We start from the raw sequence: 20,128 nt of genomic DNA, 5'->3' as shown, positions 1-20,128 counted from the left end.
ATGCAAGACCTGGAACTGAGCGAAGAACAGATCATGATCCGCGACATGGCGCGCGACTTTGCCCGCGCCGAAGTGGCGCCCCATGCCCGTGCCTGGGAACAGGCAGGCTGGATCGACGATACCCTGGTGGCGCAGATGGGTGCCCTTGGCCTGCTGGGCATGGTGGTGCCCGAACAATGGGGTGGCAGCTACACCGATTACGTCGCATATGCCCTGGCCGTCGAAGAGATCTCCGCTGCCGACGGCGCGCTGGGTGCATTGATGAGCGTGCACAACTCCGTAGGCTGCGGCCCGCTGCTCAACTACGGCAGCCCGGCGCAGCAGGACACCTGGCTGGCCGCCCTGGCCAGCGGCGAGGTCATTGGCTGTTTCTGCCTCACCGAGCCCCAGGCCGGTTCCGAAGCCAACAACCTGCGCACCCGCGCCGTGCTCGACGGCGAACATTGGGTGATCGACGGCGCCAAGCAGTTCGTCACCAACGGGCGACGGGCCAAGCTGGCCATCGTGTTTGCGGTCACCGACCCGGAGCTGGGCAAGAAAGGCCTGTCGGCCTTCCTGGTGCCCACCGACACCCCTGGTTTCAGCGTCGACCGCAGCGAGCACAAGCTCGGCATCCGTGCCTCCGACACCTGTGCAATCACCTTGAGCCAGTGCCGCGTGCCCGCCGCCAATCTGCTCGGCGAACGCGGCAAGGGCCTGAACATCGCCCTGTCCAACCTCGAAGGCGGCCGTATCGGCATCGCTGCCCAGGCGCTGGGCATCGCGCGCGCCGCCTTCGAAGCGGCACTGGGCTACGCCCGCGAACGCGTGCAGTTCGGCAAGCCGATCATCGAACACCAGAGCGTGGCCAACCTGCTGGCCGACATGCAGGTGCAGGTCAACGCTGCACGCCTGCTGGTGCTGCACGCCGCACGCCTGCGCAGTGCCGGTCTGCCCTGCCTGTCCGAAGCTTCGCAGGCAAAGCTGTTCGCCTCGGAAATGGCCGAACGGGTCTGCTCCAGCGCCGTGCAGGTGCACGGGGGTTACGGTTATCTCGAAGATTACCCCGTGGAAAAGTATTACCGCGACGCGCGCATCACCCAGATCTACGAAGGCTCCAGCGAGATCCAGCGCATGTTGATTGCACGCGAGCTGCGTAACTATCTGCTCTAGTACCGCATGTAACACCTGCCATCGAGGGGGGGCTGGTCGACGACCAGTCCCCCTTTTTGCTCAATGACCCTTGAACTGCGGCTCGCGCTTGGCGATGAACGCCGCCATGCCTTCTTTCTGATCGTCACTGGCGAACGCCGCGTGGAACACCCGCCGCTCGAAGCGCACGCCTTCGGACAAGCTCACTTCGAAAGCGCGGTTGACGCTCTCCTTGACCATCATGGCGATCGGTAGCGACTTGGCTGCGATCTGCTGCGCAACTTCCAACGCCTCGTCGAGCAGTCGGTCGGCGGCCACGATACGGGCAACCAGCCCTGCCCGCTCCGCTTCCTCGGCGCCCATCAAGCGGCCGGTCAGGCACAGCTCCATGGCCTTGGCCTTGCCCACCGCATGGGTCAGACGCTGGGTGCCGCCCATGCCCGGCAGCACGCCGAGCTTGATCTCCGGCTGGCCGAACTTGGCATTGTCGGCGGCCAGGATGAAATCGCACATCAACGCCAGCTCGCAGCCTCCGCCCAAGGCAAAACCGGCCACGGCAGCGATCATCGGCTTGCGCCGATTGGCAACCCGGTCGCTCTCATGGAACAGATCGTCGAGGTAGATCTGCGGGTAGCGCAGCTCTGCCATTTCCTTGATATCGGCGCCGGCGGCAAACGCCTTGGCAGACCCGGTAAGGACGATGCAACCGATCTCGCGATCGCTTTCCAGGCGATCGAGCGCCTGGTTCAATTCGTCGATCAGCTGGGCATTGAGGGCATTCAACGCCTGCGGCCGATTGAGCGTGATCAGGCCCACGCGACCGCGAGTTTCCAAGAGGATGGTTTCAAAAGCCATGGCATGTCTCCAGATAGAGGCATTGTCTGCCTCGCTGATTATTGTTGTATCGACCCCTGGGCGGCGAACTGCCCGGGATCGCGTCGTGTTTGTAGCATTCTGAAACCTGATAGCGGACATTCTTTCGCCGCAGCTCGGCACCACCTGGCCGTGCAAACCTCCAATGGATGCTACGGTACAGACCTGCGACACCCTGCGCCCGCGTGTCCACGTCACTTCACAGTCCACTCCAGGAGGTCCCCCATGCTTCGCCTGTCCACGCTGGCGCTCGCCGGCATCTTTGCCCAGCCACTGCTGGCCGCCGATTCATCGCCCACCTATGGTCCCGAACTGCAAGGCTTCGATTATCCGTACACGCTGCAACATTACGCCTTCGAGTCCCAGGGCAAAAGCCTGCAGATGGGTTATATGGACGTTGCTGCCAATGGCAAGGCCAACGGCCGCACGGTGGTACTGATGCATGGCAAGAATTTCTGCGGCGCCACATGGGAAAGCTCGATCAAGGCGCTCAGCGATGCCGGTTACCGGGTGGTCGCGCCCGACCAGATCGGCTTCTGCACCTCCAGCAAGCCCGAGCACTATCAATACAGCTTCCAGCAATTGGCCAACAATACCCATGACCTGCTGACCCGCATCGGGGTCAAGGAAGCGGTGATCATGGGTCATTCCACCGGCGGCATGCTCGCGACTCGCTACGCCCTGATGTTCCCCGAAGACACCGAGCGCCTGGCCATGGTCAATCCCATCGGCCTGGAAGACTGGAAAGCCATGGGCGTACCCTATCGCAGCGTCGACCAGTGGTTCGAACGCGAGACCAAGGTCACCGCCGAAGGCATCCGCAACTACGAGCGCAGCACCTATTACGGCGGTCGATGGAAGCCCGAATACGACCGTTGGGTAGACATGCTCGCGGGGTTGAACAAGGGTCCGGGGCATACCTTGGTGGCATGGAATTCGGCGCTGATCTACGACATGATCTTCACTCAGCCGGTGGTCTACGAGTTCAAGGACCTGCAGGTGCCGACCCTGCTGCTGATCGGCGACGCCGACACCACGGCGATCGGCAGTGACATCGCACCGCCCGAAGTCAAGGCCACGCTGGGCAAATACACCGTACTGGGCAAGCAGGCCAGCCAGCTGATTCCTCACAGCACCCTGGTGGAGTTTGCCGGGCTTGGTCACGCCCCGCAAATGGAGGAGCCGGCGCGCTTCCACAAGGCCCTGCTCGACTGGCTGGACACTCCTCAGAAACCGCTTTGACAAGAGGCAACCCCCCATGCGAATAGCCGTCATCGACGACTGGCAATCGGTCGCTGAAAACGTGGTCGACTGGACCCCGCTGCAGGCCGTAGGCGACCTCGACTTCATTCACGACTACAGCGGCGGGAGCGCGGCGCTGGCCGAGCGCCTGGCGCCCTACGCCATCATCTGCGTGATGCGTGAACGCACGCTGTTCGACGCCGGTCTGCTGGAACGACTGCCGCAGATCAAGCTGCTGGTGACCGGCGGCATGCGCAACGCAGCCATCGACCTGCAGGCGGCGACCCGGCTGGGCATCCAGGTGGCCGGCACGGACAGCTACAAGCACGCCGCGCCGGAACTCACCTGGGCACTGCTGATGGCGCTGACCCGTGACCTGCTCGGTGAAGCGAACTCGCTGCGCGCTGGCGGTTGGCAGATCGGCCTGGGTGGCGATCTGCACGGCAGCACACTGGGCCTGCTGGGCCTGGGCAGTATCGGTGAAAAGGTGGCGCGCTTCGGTCAGGCGTTCGGCATGCGCGTGATTGCCTGGAGTCAGAACCTGACACCCGAGCGTGCCGCGCAGGTGGGCGTCGAATACGTGAGCAAGCAGCAACTGTTCGAGCAGGCCGATGTGCTCAGCGTGCACCTGGTGCTGAGCGAACGCAGCCGGGGGGTGGTCGATGCCCAGGCGCTGGGGTGGATGAAGCCGGGCGCGCGGTTGGTCAACACGTCGCGCGGCCCGATCGTCGACGAAGCAGCGTTGATTCAGTCCCTGCGTGAGGGCCACCTGGGCGGCGCGGGACTGGACGTGTTCGATCAGGAGCCCCTGGCGCTGGACCACCCGTTCCGGACCCTGCCCAATGTGCTGGCAACGCCGCACATCGGCTATGTCAGCGGCAACAACTATCGGCTGTTCTTCAGCCAGATGATCGAAGACATACTGGCCTGGCATTCGGGCCAGCCAGTGCGCCTGCTGACCGGCTGACCGCAACCCTCAGTCGATCAGGCCTCAGTCGATCAGGCCGGCGCTGCGCAATGCCGCTGTCGCCTGCTGCCAACGCGGATGCCGGCGGTACTCGACGTCGGCGTGGCTCCGCCCGCGCATGGCGGCGATGCGTGGCGAGGGCTGCACGCCCATGCGCTGCGCCGCGCTCAAGGCCAGCTCGGCCGCCGCCCGGTCGTTGCACACCAGGCCCATGTCGCAACCAGCGCCAAGGGCCGCCTCGATACGGCTGGCGGCGTCGCCGACCACATGGGCGCCGGCCATCGACAAGTCGTCGCTGAAGATCACCCCTTCGAAGCCCAGCTCGCCGCGCAATATGTCCTGCAGCCAACGGCGCGAAAAGCCGGCTGGGTTGCTGTCTACCTGGGGGTAGATAACATGGGCCGGCATGACCGCCGCCAGCTTGCCCGCCAGCCGCGCGAATGGCACCAGATCGCAGGCGCGAATCTGCTCGAGGCTGCGCTCGTCGGTGGGAATTGCTACATGAGAATCGGCCTCCGCCCAGCCGTGACCGGGAAAATGCTTGCCGCATGCCGCCATGCCTGCCGCATTCATGCCACGGATGAACGCGCCCGCCAGCAGCGTGGCCCGCTCGGGATCGCCTTCGAACGCGCGGGTGCCGACCACGGCGCTGTGCCCGTGATCCAGGTCCAGCACCGGCGCAAAACTGAGGTCCAGCCCGACCGCCAGTACTTCGGCGGCCATCAACCAGCCGCAGTGCTCGGCCAGGACGGCCGCATCCGCGTGGTAGGCCAGCTCGCGCATGGCCGGCAGACGCACGAAGCCCTGGCGTAGCCGTTGCACGCGTCCACCCTCCTGGTCCACCGCCAGGATCAGGTCGGGCCGCACCGCGCGGATGGCGGCGGTCAACTCGCGTACCTGACGCGGATGCTCGATGTTGCGCGCGAAAATGATCAACCCGGCCACTTCGGGCTGGCGCAGCAGATGGCGGTCCTCTGCGCTGAGCCAGGTACCGGCGACGTCGACCATCAGGGAGCCTTGCAGACGAGCGCTCATGAATTTTCCTTGTAGAGAGGGATCTGGAGGGCGACCGGGCACACGTCAGGCCTTGGCAACCGCCGGGGCGCTCTTGCTGCGTGGCCGCAATTGAGCGGCGGCCATGGCCTGGTCGGTCACCGCACTCTGCGCGCGCATGCCTGCAGCGAGGAACGGCACCATCAAGCGCATTACCTGTTCGATCGAGGTATCGACGCCGAAGTCGGTTTCCGCGATGGCACGCAGTGCCTTGATCCCGGACATGCTGAAGGCGGCAGCGCCCAGCATGAAATGCACGCGCCAGAACAACTCGAGGGGGGGAATGCGCGGTGCGGCTTCGTTGACCAGCAGCATGTAGCGACGAAAGACCTTGCCGTACATGTCTTCCAGGTAACGGCGCAAGTGACCCTGGCTCTGGCTGAAGGCCAGGCCCAGCAAACGCATGAAGATGGAGAGATCGTTGCCGCTGCGCGGCTGGACCACGAGCGCCTGCTCTACCAGAATTTCCAGCAGCTCTTCGAGGCTGGCCTTGGGCATCGCGCTGGTCTGCCGCCGTTCCAGCTCGCGGTCGAGGCTGGCACAGAAAGGCCCGAGAAATCTGGAGAATACCGCCTGGATGAGCGCTTTCTTCGAACCGAAGTGGTAGTTCACCGCCGCCAGGTTGACCCCGGCCTTGCTGGTGATCAGGCGCAGCGAGGTTTCCGCGAAGCCTTTCTCTGCAAAAAGCTGTTCAGCGGCATCGAGGATGCGTTCAACGGTTTCCGACTGGGCCATGGCAACTCCGCCTGACAAACACTTGTTTGAAACATACGTTTCAAAGTGCGTGACTGTCAAGTCCATACAGGCTTTTCGTGGCCATGCGGTCACGTATTAAAGCATACAAATTCATCGCCTTAGCGCAGCATGCGAACTTCGGCAGGCGACGCGCCCGGAAAACGGTATTGCCAAGGGCCATCTACTGTATATAATCCCAGTCACTGTACAAAAAGACAGAGCCATCGACATGTTGAAATTGACGCCACGCCAAGCTGAAATTCTGGCCTTCATCAAGCGCTGCCTTGACGACAATGGCTTTCCACCTACCCGTGCGGAAATTGCTCAGGAACTGGGGTTCAAGTCACCCAACGCGGCCGAGGAACACCTCAAGGCACTGGCGCGAAAAGGCGCCATCGAAATGACCCCGGGCGCCTCGCGCGGCATCCGCATCCCCGGCTCCGAAGCCCGCAACGACGACGCCAGCCTGCCAGTCGTCGGGCGCGTTGCTGCAGGTGCGCCGATTCTGGCGCAGGAACACATCGAAGAGTCCTGCAAGATCAACCCGGGCTTCTTCCATCCTCGCGCCGACTACCTCCTGCGCGTACAGGGCATGAGCATGCGTGACGTCGGCATTCTCGACGGTGACCTGCTGGCCGTGCACACCTGCCGCGAAGTCCGCAACGGGCAGATCGTGGTGGCGCGCATCGGCGACGAAGTCACCGTGAAGCGGTTCCAGCGCGAAGGCAACAAGGTTTTCCTGGTTGCGGAAAACCCCGACTTCGCACCCATTGAAGTCGACCTCAAGGATCAGGATCTGGTCATTGAAGGTCTGAGCGTCGGCGTCATTCGTCGATAAGGAGGCATCATGCAGTTTCCCCTGTCACCCCAACAAGCACAAATGTCGCTGTTCGAAGCATTCATGGCTGCACCGGTGACGCCGCTGTTCAAGGAGGCCGTAGAATCGCCCTGGACTGTCGCCGATCCGGATGTATTCAGCGAGATGTCTCTGCGTGGTGCCGCGGGGAACTGCCTGAACCTGCTGGCACCCATGCTGCGGGAATTGAGCGAAGAGCAGGACGCGCGCTGGTTGACGCTGATCGCTCCGCCGGCAAGCCTGACGCAGGCCTGGCTGCGCGATGCAGGGCTCAATCGCGAACGCATATTGCTGCTGCAGCCGCGCGGTATGCAAAGCGCCCAGCAGTTGGCGTGCGAAGCGCTGCGCCTGGGGCGCAGCCATACCGTGGTGAGCTGGCTCAACCCACTGCCCTCCGTGGCGAGGCAGCAATTGATGGCAGCGGCGCGCCAGGGCAGCGCGCAGAGCCTGAACATCCGTTTGGGGTGATACCTGCGGTCAAACGATACTGCCCGCCAAGGCCAGCGCAAGGCGCTCGCTGCGTGGCAGGATCAGTGCAGGACGTGCGGCCCGTCGTCCTTGTCGATTTCGCCTTCCACCAGCTTGCCGGCCATCTGCACACCGACACTGAGCATGGCCTTGGCCACTTCCACGTGCTGGCCCTGCAGGAATGCCTTGGCATCTTCGGAAAAATTCAGCGTCACCAGCGAACCTTCGTCCTCGGCACGACGCAACTCGATGCGGCCGTCAGGCAGCTCGACAATCTCAAGAAAGGACGTTGGCATAAGGACATGTTCTCCACGAAAGGCGGGCATTGTAGCAGTGCCAGTGCAAATCAGCACTCACTCAGCCCTTCGCGGAAACGAACGGTCAGGCCCTTGAGCTGCTGACGCCAGCTTTCGAGCACCTCGCGGCTGAGTTCCTGCTCTTCGACTTCATCCAGATTGACTGCCTGGATGAGTGGCTGGGTCACATCGCCCTTGGGCTTTTTGGGCGCCTTGGGCGGCACGAACAGCGCGCTGTGCGCCGCAAGCAGTTGCGCGAGCCAGGTATGCGAATGCTGGGCCAGCTCCACCAACTCCGCCAGCTCGGGAATGGACGTGCCGTCGAGCGCTTGCGGGGTCAGCAGGTTTTCCGCACGGGCAGTGCCGGCCTGAGGCAGGCGGTAATAACCAGCGATCTCGTGACACAGCCCCAACAATGCACCGTACAGGTGGAACAGCGCGGATTCGCGCTGCGCCTGCAGCTGAGCCTGCGCATTGATGGCCTGGCCCAGTTCGGCCTTGCTCATGGCTTCCAGCGCCAGCCCGGCGAAATAGATTTTCTGGTTGGTACGGGTATAGAGCTCATAGGCCATGCTGGCGATCTCCGCAGTGAACACTCGACTGCCACAGTGTCGGGAACCTGCCCAGCCAGTGCAAGCCACAAATGAAAAGGCCGCACAGCCCTGGGGACGGTGCGGCCTTGGTGCTGCTAGCGCTTTAGCGCTTGTCTTCGACCTTCCACGTCTTGCCGTCGTAGAACGCCTTCCAACCGGTCGGTTTGCCCTCGACCTCGCTCTGCACGTACTGCTCCTTGGTCTTGCGGCTGTAGCGAATCACGGTCGGACGGCCGTCCGGGTCCTTGATCGGCGCGTCGAACAGGAAGCTGTACTTGGGATCGATCTCATCCTTGTGCGGGATGATTTCGAGCACCAGGGGGGCGCGAGTCTCGCGGTTCTTCGGAAACTGGCTGGCCGCCAGGAACAGACCGGATGCGCCATCGCGCAGCACGTAGGTATCGTTGACCTTCTCGCACTTGAGTTCGGGCATCTTCACCGCGTCCATCTTGGGCGGCGCCGCCTCGCCACTCTTGAGCAGCTTGCGGGTGTTCTTGCACTCCGGATTGGTGCAGCCGAAGAACTTGCCGAAACGGCCGGTTTTCAACTGCATCTCGCTGCCGCACTTGTCGCACTCCAGGCTCGGCCCTTCGTAGCCCTTGATGCGGTAGTTGCCCTCTTCGATCTCGTAGCCCGGGCAGTCGGGGTTGTTCCCGCAGATGTGCAGCTTGCGCTTCTCATCCAGCAGATACGCGTCCATGGCGGTCGCACAGACCGGGCAGCGATGCTTGCCGCGCAGAATCTGCGACTCGGACTCGCCCTCGTCGTCGGCCGCTATCTCATCACCTGGAATCAGGTTGATGGTGGCCTTGCAGCGCTCCTTGGGTGGCAGCGCATAGCCCGAACAGCCCAGGAACACCCCGGTGGATGCGGTGCGGATCATCATCGGCCGACCGCATTCGCGGCAGGCGATGTTGGTCAGGGTCGGCAGGTTGGCGCGCATGCCGCTGTCGGCCGCACCCGCAACGTCCAGCTTGCCCTTGAAATCACCGTAGAACTCGTCAAGAACGTTCTTCCAGTCGCGCTCGCCGTGCGCCACGTCATCGAGGTTCTCTTCCATGCCGGCGGTAAAGCCGTAGTCCATGAGGTTGGAGAAGCTTTCGGACAGCCGCTCGGTGACGATGTCGCCCATCTTTTCCGAGTAGAAGCGACGGTTGTGCAGCGCCACGTAGCCACGGTCCTGGATGGTCGAGATGATCGCCGCGTAGGTCGACGGACGACCGATGCCGCGTTTTTCCATCTCCTTGACCAGGCTGGCTTCGGAATAGCGCGCAGGCGGCTTGGTGAAGTGCTGGGTAGGGTCCAGCTGCAGCAACTTGAGCTGCTCACCCTGGTTCATTTCCGGCAGCACGTCGTCGTCGCCCGGCTTGCTCATCTGCGGCAGCACGCGAGTGTAGCCGTCGAACTTGAGGATACGACCCTTGGCGCGCAGCTCGAAATCACCCGCTGCCACCGTGACGGTGGTCGACAGGTACTGGGCAGGCGGCATCTGGCAGGCGAGGAACTGGCGCCAGATCAATTCGTAGAGGCGCTCGGCATCGCGTTCCATGCCGTTCAGCTTGCTCGGATGAGTGTTCACGTCCGATGGGCGAATGGCCTCGTGCGCTTCCTGGGCGCCCTGCTTGCTGCCGTACACCATCGGTGCTTCGGGCAGGTACTTCTTGCCGAACTCGCTCTCGATGTAGGCCCGAGCCATCTCCACGGCGTCGACCGACAGGTTGGTGGAGTCGGTACGCATGTAGGTGATATAGCCAGCTTCGTACAAGCGCTGCGCCATCATCATGGTCTTCTTCACGCCGTAGCCCAGACGGTTGCTCGCGGCCTGCTGCAGCGTGGAAGTAATGAACGGGGCCGACGGCTTGCTGCTGGTCGGCTTGTCTTCGCGCTTGACGATGCTGTAGCTGGCATCCTTGAGCTTGGCCAGCGCGGCCATGGCCTGGGCTTCGTTCAGGGGCTTGAAGGCTTCGCCGTTCTCGCGAGCCACTTCGAAACGCACCTTGGCGGCCTTGGCCGACGCCAGGTCGGCGTGCACTTCCCAGTATTCCTCGGGGTTGAACGCGCGAATCTCGCGTTCACGCTCGACCACCAGTTTCACTGCCACGGACTGCACACGACCAGCGGACAACCCGCGGGCGATCTTCTGCCAGAGCAGCGGCGACACCATGTAGCCAACCACGCGGTCGAGGAAACGCCGCGCCTGCTGAGCGTTGACACGGTCGATGTCCAGCTCGCCGGGGCGAGAGAAAGCTTCCTGGATGGCCTTCTTGGTGATCTCGTTGAACACCACGCGCTTGTAGCGGCTGTCATCGCCACCGATGGCTTCGCGCAGGTGCCAGGCAATGGCTTCCCCCTCGCGGTCCAAGTCCGTCGCCAGATAGATGGTGTCGGCGTCCTTGGCCAGCCGGCGCAGTTCCTCGATGACCTTTTCCTTGCCGGGAAGGATCTCGTACTTGGCCTTCCAGCCCTGGTCTGGATCGACGCCCATGCGTGCCACCAACTGCTTGCGGGCCTTTTCCTTGGGCGACAGCGCCGGCGCGTCGGCAGCCGCAGCCTTGCCGCGCTTGGCGGCCGGCTCCTTGCTGGCGCTCGCCGAACCGCTGGTGGGCAAGTCTCGGATATGGCCGATACTCGACTTCACCACGTACTGGTCACCCAGATACTTGTTGATGGTCTTGGCCTTAGCCGGGGATTCCACAATGACCAGCGATTTGCCCATGGATCGGAAAATTCCTGAATACTTGAAATGAAAGGCATGCGGCGCCTTGCGAGGCCCCGCTATATATAGTGGTGAGAACGTGAGGTCAAGCGCCGAGGTTCAAGCGGTCGGCGCCTGCGGAACGGAAAACAGGCTGGGTTCGGCCTTCACCAAAGCAAAGCGCGGGACGCTCTCGCCGTCAACCTCGACCGACTCCAGGAACATGCTCAGCGGGCGCACCCAGAGGCCGAATTCACCGTACAGCGCCTGGTAGAACACCACTTCCTGTTCGTCCTCGGAACTGCGCGCGACGCCGTAGACACGATACTCGGGGCCTTTGTAATGACGATAGAGCCCTGGTTGTATATGCATGTTGCGCCTCGCTTGAAATACTTTTTCGAATGAACCGGGAAAAAACAAAACCGGGACACTGGGCCCCGGTTCGTTCGACTCGCTCGTCAGGACTAGACGCGCTCGAAGACCGTGGTGATGCCCTGCCCCAGGCCTACACACATGGTGGACAGGCCGAAAGTGCCGCCATTCTGCTTCATGACATTGAGCAAAGTGCCGGAAATTCGTGCGCCTGAACAGCCAAAAGGATGCCCCAGGGCGATCGCGCCGCCATGCAGGTTAACCTTCTCGTTCATCTTGTCGAGCACTTTCAGATCCTTCAGCACAGGCAGGGCCTGTGCGGCGAAGGCTTCGTTGAGTTCGATGAAGTCGATGTCGGCAATGCCCAGACCTGCGCGCTTGAGCGCTTTCTGGGTGGCCGGAACCGGCCCGTAGCCCATGATCGCGGGGTCGACGCCGGCCACTGCCATGGAGCGGATTACCGCCAATGGCGTGATGCCCAGGTCCTGGGCGCGCTGCGCCGACATCACGATCATGCACGAGGCACCGTCGGTGATCTGCGACGAAGTACCGGCCGTGACCGTACCGCCCTTCGGGTTGAAGGCAGGCTTGAGCGCCGCAAGGCTTTCCAGGGTGGTGTCGGGACGAATCGTTTCATCGTAGTCGAAGACCTTGATGAAGCCATTTTCGTCGCAACCCTGCATCGGGATGATCTCGTCCTTGAACTTGCCCTGGACCGTGGCCTGGTGAGCCAACTGGTGCGAGCGCACGCCGAAGGCATCCTGCTGTTCGCGAGTGATGCCGTGCATTTTACCGAGCATCTCGGCGGTAAGCCCCATCATGCCCGAGGCTTTCGCGGCGTACAGCGACATGTGCGGGTTCGGATCCACGCCGTGCATCATGCCGACATGGCCCATGTGCTCGACGCCGCCGACCACGAACACGTCGCCGTTGCCGGTCATGATCGCCTGGGCGGCAGTGTGCAGCGCGCTCATGGACGAGCCGCACAACCGGCTGACGGTCTGGCCGGCCGCAGTGTGCGGGATCTGCGTCATCAGCGAAGCCATGCGGGCGATGTTCCAGCCCTGTTCCAGGGTCTGGTTGACGCAGCCCCAGATCACGTCCTCGACTTCGGCCGGATCGACCTTGGCATTGCGCTCCAGCAGCTTGCTGATCAGGTGCGCCGACATGTCCTCGGCGCGCGTGTTGCGGTGCATGCCGCCTTTGGAACGGCCCATGGGGGTGCGACCGAAGTCGACGATCACCACGTCTCTAGGATTCAAGCTCATCAGTCATTCACCCTTGTTCTGTACGTTGGCCGCTTGCCCGAAGAAGGTCTGGCCAGCACGCGCCATTTCACGAAGCTTCTGCGTAGGCTGGTACAGCGGACCCAGTTCGGCGTAGCGGTCGGCCAGTTCGACGAACTGGGCCACGCCCAGCGAATCGATGTAGCGCAGCGCCCCGCCGCGGAACGGAGGGAAACCGATGCCATAGACCAGGCCCATGTCGGCCTCGGCCGCGGTTTCGACGATGCCGTCTTCCAGGCAGCGTACGGTTTCCAGGCACAGCGGGATCATCATCCAGTTGACGATGTCCTCATCGGAGACCTCGCGCTGTTCGTAGATCACCGGCTTGAGCACGTCCAGCGCCGCAGGATCGGCCACCTTCTTCGGCTTGCCGCGCTTGTCGGTTTCGTAGGCGTAGAAGCCCTTGCCGTTCTTCTGCCCCAGGCGATTGGCCTCGTACAGCGCGTCGATGGCGGAGCGACGCTCGTCTTTCATGCGATCCGGGAAGCCTTCGGCCATCACATCACGGCCATGATGGCCGGTGTCGATGCCGACCACGTCCATCAGGTAGGCCGGGCCCATGGGCCAGCCGAATTTCTCCATGACCTTGTCGATGCGCACGAAATCGACACCGGCGCTGACCAGCCGGGCGAAACCGCCGAAGTACGGGAACAGTACGCGGTTCACCAGAAAGCCGGGGCAATCGTTGACCACGATGGGGTTCTTGCCCATCTTGCGGGCATAGGCCACGGTGGTCGCCACGGCAACCTCACTGGACTTCTCGCCACGGATCACTTCGACCAGCGGCATCATGTGCACCGGGTTGAAGAAGTGCATGCCGACGAAGTTTTCCGGACGCTTGAGCGCCTGGGCCAGCAGGTTGATGGAAATGGTCGACGTGTTGGACGCCAGAATGGTGTCGTCCTTGACCTGCGCCTCGACTTCGGCCAGCACTGCCTGCTTGACCTTGGGGTTTTCCACCACCGCTTCGACGACGATGTCGACATGACCGAAATCGCCGTAGGACAGCGTCGGACGAATGTCGTTGAGCGCTTCGGCCATCTTCGCCGGGGTCAGGCGACCTTTTTCGACGCGCGCGCCGAGCAGCTTGGACGCCTCGGCCAGGCCCTGTTCGATGCCCTTCTCGTTGATGTCCTTCATCAGGATCGGCGTGCCCTTGAGCGCCGACTGATAGGCGATGCCACCGCCCATGATGCCAGCGCCCAGCACGGCCGCCTGACTCACATCGCGGGCCACCTTGTCGTAGCCACGGGCCTTGCGCTTGAGCTCCTGATCGTTGAGGAACAGGCCGATGAGGCTTTGCGCAGCCGAGGTCTTGGCCATCTTGGCGAAGCCGGCGGCTTCGATTTCGAGGGCTTTCTCGCGACCGAAACTGGCTGCTTTCTGGATGGTCTTGATGGCCTCGACCGGCGCCGGATAGTTGGGCCCGGCCTGGCCGGCGACGAAGCCCTTGGCGGTTTCGAACGCCATCATCTGTTCGATGGCGTTGAGCTTGAGCTTGACCAACTTGGGCTGGCGCTTGGCCTTGTGATCGAACTCGCCGCTGATGGCGCGCTTGACCAGGTCTAAAGCAGCAGCTTCCAGCTTGTCCGGCGCCACCACCGCATCGACCGCACCCACCTTGAGCGCATCGTCGGCGCCGTTTTCCTTGCCCGACGCAATCCACTCGATGGCATTGTCGGCGCCGATGATGCGCGGCAGGCGCACCGTGCCGCCGAAACCTGGGTAGATGCCCAGCTTGACCTCGGGCAGGCCGATCTTCGCTTCGCTGGACATGATCCGGTAGTCGGCAGCCAGGCACATTTCCAGGCCGCCGCCCAGGGCGATGCCGTTGATGGCGGCGACCGTCGGCACTTCGAGGTCCTCGAAGTCGCTGAAGATGCGATTGGCCTGCAGGTTGCCCGCGACCAGCTCGGCTTCGGGCAACTTGAAATTCTCGACGAATTCGGTGATGTCCGCACCGACGATGAAGACGTCCTTGCCACTGGCGACGATCACGCCCTTGACCGAAGCGTCGGCCTTGATTGCCGCGATCGCTTCGCGCAGCTCTTCGAGCGTGAGGCGGTTGAATTTGTTGACGGACTCGCCCTTGAGGTCGAACCGCAGTTCGACGATGCCGCTTTCAAGAGCCTTCACCGTGATGGCTTTACCTTCGTAAATCATCCACTGATCTCCACGATATGGAAGCTGAACAGTACACGCCTGACGCTGGATAAAAGGGGGCGATACATGGCCGCCGCTCTCTGTAGCCAGGCATACCCGTCAGCGCGGTAGTCGGGATAGTGCTGGAGCGTGACTGAAAAACGCTCGATTCATACGCCCGTTTGATTGGGCTGCGTGTACATTCACGGAATTGCGGGCGATTGTCAAATGCCGCGCCAGCCGCGAGAAAACGCGACTTTGCGGTCATTTCTGGAATGCGCAGAAACGCGCACCTGCGACAGCCTGCCGCAGGCATATGACGATAGCTCGAGACAACGATCAAGCCAGTGCTTGCAGGACCTTTGCAATATCCTGAAGCACCTTTTCGTCACCCTTCTCGCCCCAGTACAACGCGAGCATCTGCGGCCCGGCTTCGAGCTTGTAGACGTCGGCGGGCAAGGTGGCAAGGTGAGGCAGCAGCAGCGGATCGATACAGGCTTCGCGCCACTGGTTGCACCAGACCCCCGGCTCGATCTGCCAGTAGCTCCAGCTGTCGACCCTGCCCTTGCGGCGTGGCCGATGGTATTGCGCGCAGGGGTCGGGTGGCTCGACGCTGAGCCAGTGCGGCCACTGCTGGGGAGCCAACTGCATGGCCAGGCCCATCCGCCGCGCCTGCAGGCGCACGGCCATGCGGCCGCTCTGGCTGCGCGACGGCCGCAGCCATACCATGGGGCTGAGAATCAGCGCAAGGATTGACACGACTATCCACACCGTCATAAAGAGTACACCCGCTAAGCGTTTCAAATAGATCGGCGAGGGTTGTTCATGTTGCGCCCCGCCTAAACAGTCCATACTCAAGCTATCGCAATCGTCAGGAGTGCTTCTCATGCCCTACCAACACATTCTGGTCGCCGTCGACCTCACCGAGGAGTGTGACCCGGTCATCAAGCGGGCCCGGGAGCTGGCGGTCAGCAACGGCGCCAAGCTCTCGCTGGTGCACATCGTCGAACCCATGGCCATGGCTTTCGGCGGGGACGTGCCGATGGACCTCTCGCAGTTGCAGCAGCAGCAGTTCGATCAGGCCAAGGAGCGCCTGGAAACGCTGAAGGTCAAGTACCCGGACCTTGTCGTCGGCGACTGCCACCTGACCTACGGCCAGCCGCGTCAGGAGATTCACAACCTGGCGAAGAAATCGGAATGCGACCTGGTGGTGGTCGGCAGTCATGGCCGTCATGGCCTGGCATTGCTGCTTGGTTCGACGGCCAACGACGTGTTGCACGGAGCGCCGTGCGACGTTTTGGCGGTGCGCCTGGTCAAGCGCGCCGAATAAGGATCATCAGCGGGGCCGAGCAGCAGCTGCGGCCTCGCTGATGATTCCAGAGTCGAGAGCTCAGGCGTCGAGTTCGGCCCAGCGCTCGACCATGACTTCCAGCTCGGCCTGCGAGGCTTCCAGCTTCGCCATCACTTCCGCCGTCTGCGCGGCAGGCCGCTGATAGAACCCGGCATCGGCCATCTCGGCTTCCAGCGCAGCGATTTCCTGCTCCTTGGCTTCGATCTGGCCCGGCAGGGCTTCCAGCTCGCGCTGCAGCTTGTAGCTGAGCTTCTTCTTGGCGGGCGCCGGTGCTTCCACAGGTGCAGGCTCTGCGGCCTTGACCACGGCGCTGTTGAGCTCGGCCTTGCCTGACTTGTTCTCGGTCACGCCGAGCAGCTTGGGCGAGCCGCCCTGGCGGATCCAGTCCTGGTAGCCACCGACGTATTCGCGAACCTTGCCCTCGCCTTCGAACACCAGCGTGCTGGTGACCACGTTGTCGAGGAAGGCCCGGTCGTGGCTGACCATCAACACGGTACCCTTGAAAGCGGACAGCACTTCTTCGAGCAGTTCGAGGGTCTCGACGTCGAGGTCGTTGGTTGGTTCGTCCAGCACCAGCAGGTTGGCCGGCTTGCTGAACAGCTTGGCCAGCAACAGGCGCGCACGCTCACCGCCCGACAGGGCCTTGACCGGCGTGCGTGCACGCTGCGGGCTGAACAGGAAGTCGCCCAGGTAGCTCAACACGTGGCGGCTCTGACCGTCGATGTCGATGAAATCGCGGCCCTCGGCAACGTTGTCGATGACGGTCTTTTCCAGGTCGAGCTGGTGACGCAACTGGTCGAAGTAGGCGACGTCCAGGCGCGTGCCGACGTCGACCGAACCGTTGGTGGGCTGCAGGTTATCGAGCATCAGCTTGAGCAGCGTGGTCTTGCCGGTCCCGTTCGCCCCCAGCAAGCCGATACGGTCCTCGCGCTGCAGCACCATGGAGAAATCCTTGATCAGCATCGGCCCACCCGGATGGGCGAAGCTGACGTTGTCGAGGACCATGACCTGCTTGCCGGACTTGTCTGCGGTATCGAGCTGGATGTTGGCCTTGCCGGTGCGCTCGCGGCGTTCGCCACGCTCCACACGCAGTGCCTTGAGCGCACGCACCCGGCCTTCGTTGCGGGTGCGTCGGGCCTTGATGCCCTGGCGGATCCACACTTCTTCCTGGGCCAGGCGCTTGTCGAACAGCGCGTTGGCGGTTTCCTCGGCCGACAGCATGGCCTCTTTGTGCACCAGGAAGCTGGCGTAGTCGCCGTTCCAGTCGATCAGGCCGCCGCGATCGAGCTCGAGAATGCGCGTGGCCAGATTCTGCAGGAAGGAACGGTCGTGGGTGATGAACAGCACCGCGCCCTGGAAATCCTTGAGGGCTTCTTCGAGCCAGGCGATCGCGCCGATGTCCAGGTGGTTGGTCGGTTCGTCGAGCAGCAGCAGGTCAGGTTCGGACACCAGCGCCTGCGCAAGCAGGACGCGGCGGCGCCAGCCACCGGACAGCTGCTTCAAGGTCTTGTCGGCAGGCAGCTGCAGGCGGCTCAGGGTGCTGTCGACCAGTTGCTGCAAGCGCCAGCCGTCACGGGCTTCGAGATCTTGCTGGACATGCATGAGCTTGTTCAGGTCTTCGTCGGTGACGATGTTCTGGCTCAGGTGGTGGTACTCGGCCAGCAGCGCGCCGACCCCGTCCAGGCCCTCGGCAACCACGTCGAACACGGTCCGTTCGTCGGCCACCGGCAGTTCCTGCGGCAGCTCGCCGATCTTCAGCCCCGGCGCCCGCCAGACGGCGCCGTCGTCGGGTTTCTGCACGCCCTTGACCAGCTTCAGCATGCTGGATTTGCCAGTGCCGTTGCGGCCGATGATGCACACCCGCTCACCACGGGCGATCTGCCAGGACACCTTGTCCAACAACGGCATCGCGCCGAATGCAAGGGACACATCGCTGAATTTGAGCAGGGTCATGAGCTTCTCCAAAAACCGGGCGCGCATTCTAACCGACTTTTGCCCTGGCAGACCGAAGGCGGCAATAAAATGAATGATCCTGAACGCTTTCATCGCGCCTGCCCTAGAGGCTAAGCTAGGCTCACTTCTTTAGTGCTGGCACTGCCGACACTTGTCACGTCTTTTCTGCCTGGAAGTCTCATGCGCAGTCGCCTGTTCAGCTTGTTGTCCTGCCTCATCCTCTCCGCATCCAGTGTCGCCAACGTCCAGGCCGCCGACCTGGCCACGCAGCGTCAATACTACGACGAGGCCAAGCGCGCCCTGGCCAAGGGCGACAGCGGCCCGTACATGCGCTACGCCGCCGAGCTTCAGGACTACCCGCTGGAGGCCTACCTGGCCTACGACGAGCTCACCCCGCGCCTGCGCAGCGCCAGCAACGCCGAGATCGAAGGCTTTCTCGCCAAGCACGGCGACCTGCCCCAGGCCAACTGGATGAAACTGCGCTGGCTGCGGCAGCTGGCCGAGCGCGGCGAGTGGGCGCCGTTCGTCAAATACTACGACCCCAAGCTCAACTTCAAGGAGCTCGACTGCCTGTACGGCCAGTACCAGCTGAGCAACAGCCAGCTGCGCGCCGAAGGCTATGCCAATGCCGACAAACTGTGGCTCACCGGCAAATCGCTGCCCACGGCCTGCGACGGGCTGTTCCAGCGCTGGGCCAGCGAAGGCCAGCTGACCGAGAACAAGCGCTGGCAGCGCGCCAAGCTCGCGGCCCAGGAGCGCAACTACCCGTTGGCCACCAGCCTGGTGCAAAGCCTGACCAGCCTGTCGAGCCAGGGTCGACTGCTGCCGGATGTCGCGCAGAAACCCGAACTGCTCGACCAACCGGCGCGTTTCATGCCGGTCGACGAAGCCATGTCCGACGTGGTCGGGCTGGGGCTGCGCCGCCTGGCCCGTCAGGACCCGGAAAAAGCCATGCGCATGCTCGACAGCTATGCCAGCAGCATGCGTTTCTCGGCCGAGGAGAAGGTTGCCATCGCTCGCGAGATCGGCCTGACCCTGGCGCGGCGCTACGACCCGCGGGCGCTGGAGCTGATGACTCGCTACGATCCGGAGCTGCGCGACGACACCGTGACCGAATGGCGTCTGCGCCTGCTGCTGCGCCTGGGCCGCTGGCAGGACGCCTACGACCTGACCACCCGCCTGCCCAAGGACCTGGCCAAGACCAACCGCTGGCAGTACTGGCAGGCGCGCAGCCTGGAGCTGGCCCAGCCGCAGAGTGCCAAGGTGCCATCGCTGTACAAGGCGGTGGCCAAGGAGCGCGACTTCTACGGCTTCCTGGCGGCCGACCGCATCCAGGCGCCCTACTCGCTCAACAACAAGCCGCTGGTGATGAGCCAGGCGCTGGTCAACAAGGTGCGCAACACCGCCGGTGTACGTCGTTCGCTAGAGCTCTACGCACGTGGCCAGATCGTCGATGCGCGACGCGAGTGGTATCACGTCAGCCGCCATTTCGACCGTGACGAGATGGTCGCCCAGGCCAAGCTGGCCTACGACATGCGCTGGTACTTCCCGGCCATTCGCACGATCAGCCAGGCGCAGTACTGGGACGACCTGGACATCCGCTTCCCGATGGCCCACCGTGACACCCTGATTCGCGAAGCCAATGTGCGAGGCCTGCACACCAGCTGGGTGTTCGCCATCACCCGTCAGGAAAGCGCCTTCATGGACGACGCTCGTTCCGGCGCCGGCGCCATGGGGTTGATGCAGTTGATGCCGGGCACCGCCAAGGAAACCTCGCGCAAGTTCAGCATCCCGCTGTCGTCGCCCCAGCAGGTACTCGATCCCGACACCAACATCCAGCTCGGTGCGGCATACCTGAGCCAGGTACACAGCCAGTTCAACGGTAACCGGGTACTGGCCTCGGCCGCCTACAACGCGGGCCCCGGGCGCGTACGGCAGTGGCTCAGAGGCGCGAATCACCTGAGCTTCGATGTCTGGGTGGAGTCCATTCCATTCGATGAAACCCGCCAGTACGTGCAGAACGTGCTGTCCTACGCGGTCATCTATGGCGAGAAGCTCAACGCGCCGCAGCCGGTGGTGGACTGGCACGAACGCTTCTTCGACGACCAGTGAGCC

The 20,128-nt window shown here is 63.1% G+C and carries 18 protein-coding genes; 7 read left to right on the top strand and 11 right to left on the bottom strand.

All coding sequences use genetic code 11. The features are described 5' to 3' along the window. Positions 1–1,152, top strand: a complete 1,152-nt coding sequence (locus IFT80_RS01215; RefSeq protein ID WP_122478779.1) for an acyl-CoA dehydrogenase family protein — start codon at positions 1–3, stop codon at positions 1,150–1,152. Between the two features lie 60 nt (positions 1,153–1,212). Here IFT80_RS01215 and IFT80_RS01210 read toward each other — a convergent pair whose 3' ends face one another. Then, entirely contained in the window at positions 1,213–1,986 is a 774-nt protein-coding gene (locus tag IFT80_RS01210) for an enoyl-CoA hydratase (RefSeq protein WP_122478780.1), read from the bottom strand. 243 nt (positions 1,987–2,229) lie between these two features. Here IFT80_RS01210 and IFT80_RS01205 point away from each other — a divergent pair, with 243 nt between their 5' ends. Beyond that, the gene (locus IFT80_RS01205) at positions 2,230–3,246 is read left to right on the top strand and encodes an alpha/beta fold hydrolase (RefSeq protein ID WP_192136569.1); all 1,017 of its coding nucleotides are present in this window, start codon (positions 2,230–2,232) and stop codon (positions 3,244–3,246) included. A 16-nt stretch (positions 3,247–3,262) separates the two neighbouring features. After that, positions 3,263–4,213 (top strand): D-2-hydroxyacid dehydrogenase family protein, encoded by a 951-nt coding sequence (locus IFT80_RS01200; RefSeq protein ID WP_192136568.1) that lies wholly within the window; start codon positions 3,263–3,265, stop codon positions 4,211–4,213. Between the two features lie 24 nt (positions 4,214–4,237). On the opposite strand, the gene nagZ is transcribed toward IFT80_RS01200, so the two are convergent. Both nagZ and IFT80_RS01190 read right to left on the bottom strand, forming a co-directional pair. Continuing rightward, the gene (gene nagZ / locus IFT80_RS01195) at positions 4,238–5,248 is read right to left on the bottom strand and encodes a beta-N-acetylhexosaminidase (RefSeq protein ID WP_192136567.1); all 1,011 of its coding nucleotides are present in this window, start codon (positions 5,246–5,248) and stop codon (positions 4,238–4,240) included. Positions 5,249–5,293: 45 nt separating this feature from the next. Next, positions 5,294–6,001 carry a TetR/AcrR family transcriptional regulator gene (locus IFT80_RS01190; protein ID WP_122478788.1) on the bottom strand — a complete coding sequence of 236 codons (708 nt, stop codon included), beginning with the start codon at positions 5,999–6,001 and terminating at the stop codon, positions 5,294–5,296. 229 nt (positions 6,002–6,230) lie between these two features. On the opposite strand from IFT80_RS01190, the gene lexA reads away from it, so the two are divergent. Both lexA and sulA read left to right on the top strand, forming a co-directional pair. Then, entirely contained in the window at positions 6,231–6,839 is a 609-nt protein-coding gene (lexA, locus tag IFT80_RS01185; protein WP_043188277.1) for a transcriptional repressor LexA, read from the top strand. Positions 6,840–6,848: 9 nt separating this feature from the next. Beyond that, positions 6,849–7,325 carry an SOS-induced cell division inhibitor SulA gene (sulA, locus tag IFT80_RS01180; protein ID WP_122478790.1) on the top strand — a complete coding sequence of 159 codons (477 nt, stop codon included), beginning with the start codon at positions 6,849–6,851 and terminating at the stop codon, positions 7,323–7,325. A 62-nt stretch (positions 7,326–7,387) separates the two neighbouring features. On the opposite strand, the gene IFT80_RS01175 is transcribed toward sulA, so the two are convergent. From IFT80_RS01175 to IFT80_RS01145, 7 genes are all read right to left on the bottom strand, one after another. Next, entirely contained in the window at positions 7,388–7,621 is a 234-nt protein-coding gene (locus tag IFT80_RS01175; RefSeq protein ID WP_163007598.1) for a hypothetical protein, read from the bottom strand. Between the two features lie 50 nt (positions 7,622–7,671). Next, positions 7,672–8,193, bottom strand: coding sequence for a DUF6586 family protein (locus IFT80_RS01170; RefSeq protein WP_192057397.1), 522 nt, complete (start codon positions 8,191–8,193; stop codon positions 7,672–7,674). A 124-nt stretch (positions 8,194–8,317) separates the two neighbouring features. After that, positions 8,318–10,930 (bottom strand): type I DNA topoisomerase, encoded by a 2,613-nt coding sequence (gene topA, locus IFT80_RS01165; protein ID WP_192136566.1) that lies wholly within the window; start codon positions 10,928–10,930, stop codon positions 8,318–8,320. 99 nt (positions 10,931–11,029) lie between these two features. Continuing rightward, positions 11,030–11,281: a DUF1653 domain-containing protein gene (locus IFT80_RS01160; RefSeq protein ID WP_122478796.1), complete on the bottom strand. Its 252-nt coding sequence runs from the start codon at positions 11,279–11,281 to the stop codon at positions 11,030–11,032. A 92-nt stretch (positions 11,282–11,373) separates the two neighbouring features. Continuing rightward, positions 11,374–12,549, bottom strand: coding sequence for an acetyl-CoA C-acyltransferase FadA (gene fadA / locus IFT80_RS01155; RefSeq protein WP_043188265.1), 1,176 nt, complete (start codon positions 12,547–12,549; stop codon positions 11,374–11,376). 3 nt (positions 12,550–12,552) lie between these two features. After that, on the bottom strand, positions 12,553–14,730 hold the full coding sequence (gene fadB, locus IFT80_RS01150) for a fatty acid oxidation complex subunit alpha FadB (RefSeq protein WP_192136565.1): 2,178 nt from the start codon (positions 14,728–14,730) through the stop codon (positions 12,553–12,555). Positions 14,731–15,048: 318 nt separating this feature from the next. After that, positions 15,049–15,486, bottom strand: coding sequence for a hypothetical protein (locus IFT80_RS01145; protein ID WP_192136564.1), 438 nt, complete (start codon positions 15,484–15,486; stop codon positions 15,049–15,051). 109 nt (positions 15,487–15,595) lie between these two features. Between IFT80_RS01145 and IFT80_RS01140 the strand changes: the two genes are divergently transcribed. Continuing rightward, the gene (locus IFT80_RS01140) at positions 15,596–16,039 is read left to right on the top strand and encodes a universal stress protein (RefSeq protein WP_043188257.1); all 444 of its coding nucleotides are present in this window, start codon (positions 15,596–15,598) and stop codon (positions 16,037–16,039) included. A gap of 60 nt (positions 16,040–16,099) precedes the next feature. On the opposite strand, the gene IFT80_RS01135 is transcribed toward IFT80_RS01140, so the two are convergent. After that, the gene (locus IFT80_RS01135; RefSeq protein ID WP_192136563.1) at positions 16,100–18,013 is read right to left on the bottom strand and encodes an ATP-binding cassette domain-containing protein; all 1,914 of its coding nucleotides are present in this window, start codon (positions 18,011–18,013) and stop codon (positions 16,100–16,102) included. 180 nt (positions 18,014–18,193) lie between these two features. Between IFT80_RS01135 and IFT80_RS01130 the strand changes: the two genes are divergently transcribed. Next, positions 18,194–20,125 (top strand): transglycosylase SLT domain-containing protein, encoded by a 1,932-nt coding sequence (locus IFT80_RS01130; protein WP_192136562.1) that lies wholly within the window; start codon positions 18,194–18,196, stop codon positions 20,123–20,125. The last annotated feature ends 3 nt before the right edge of the window (positions 20,126–20,128 follow it).

The sequence above is a fragment of the Pseudomonas sp. CFBP 8771 genome (assembly GCF_014841695.1).
In the GTDB taxonomy this organism is placed as follows: Bacteria; Pseudomonadota; Gammaproteobacteria; order Pseudomonadales; family Pseudomonadaceae; genus Aquipseudomonas; species Aquipseudomonas baltica.
Note: the sequence above shows the minus strand (reverse complement) of the source record. Positions and strands in the feature narration are given on the sequence as shown.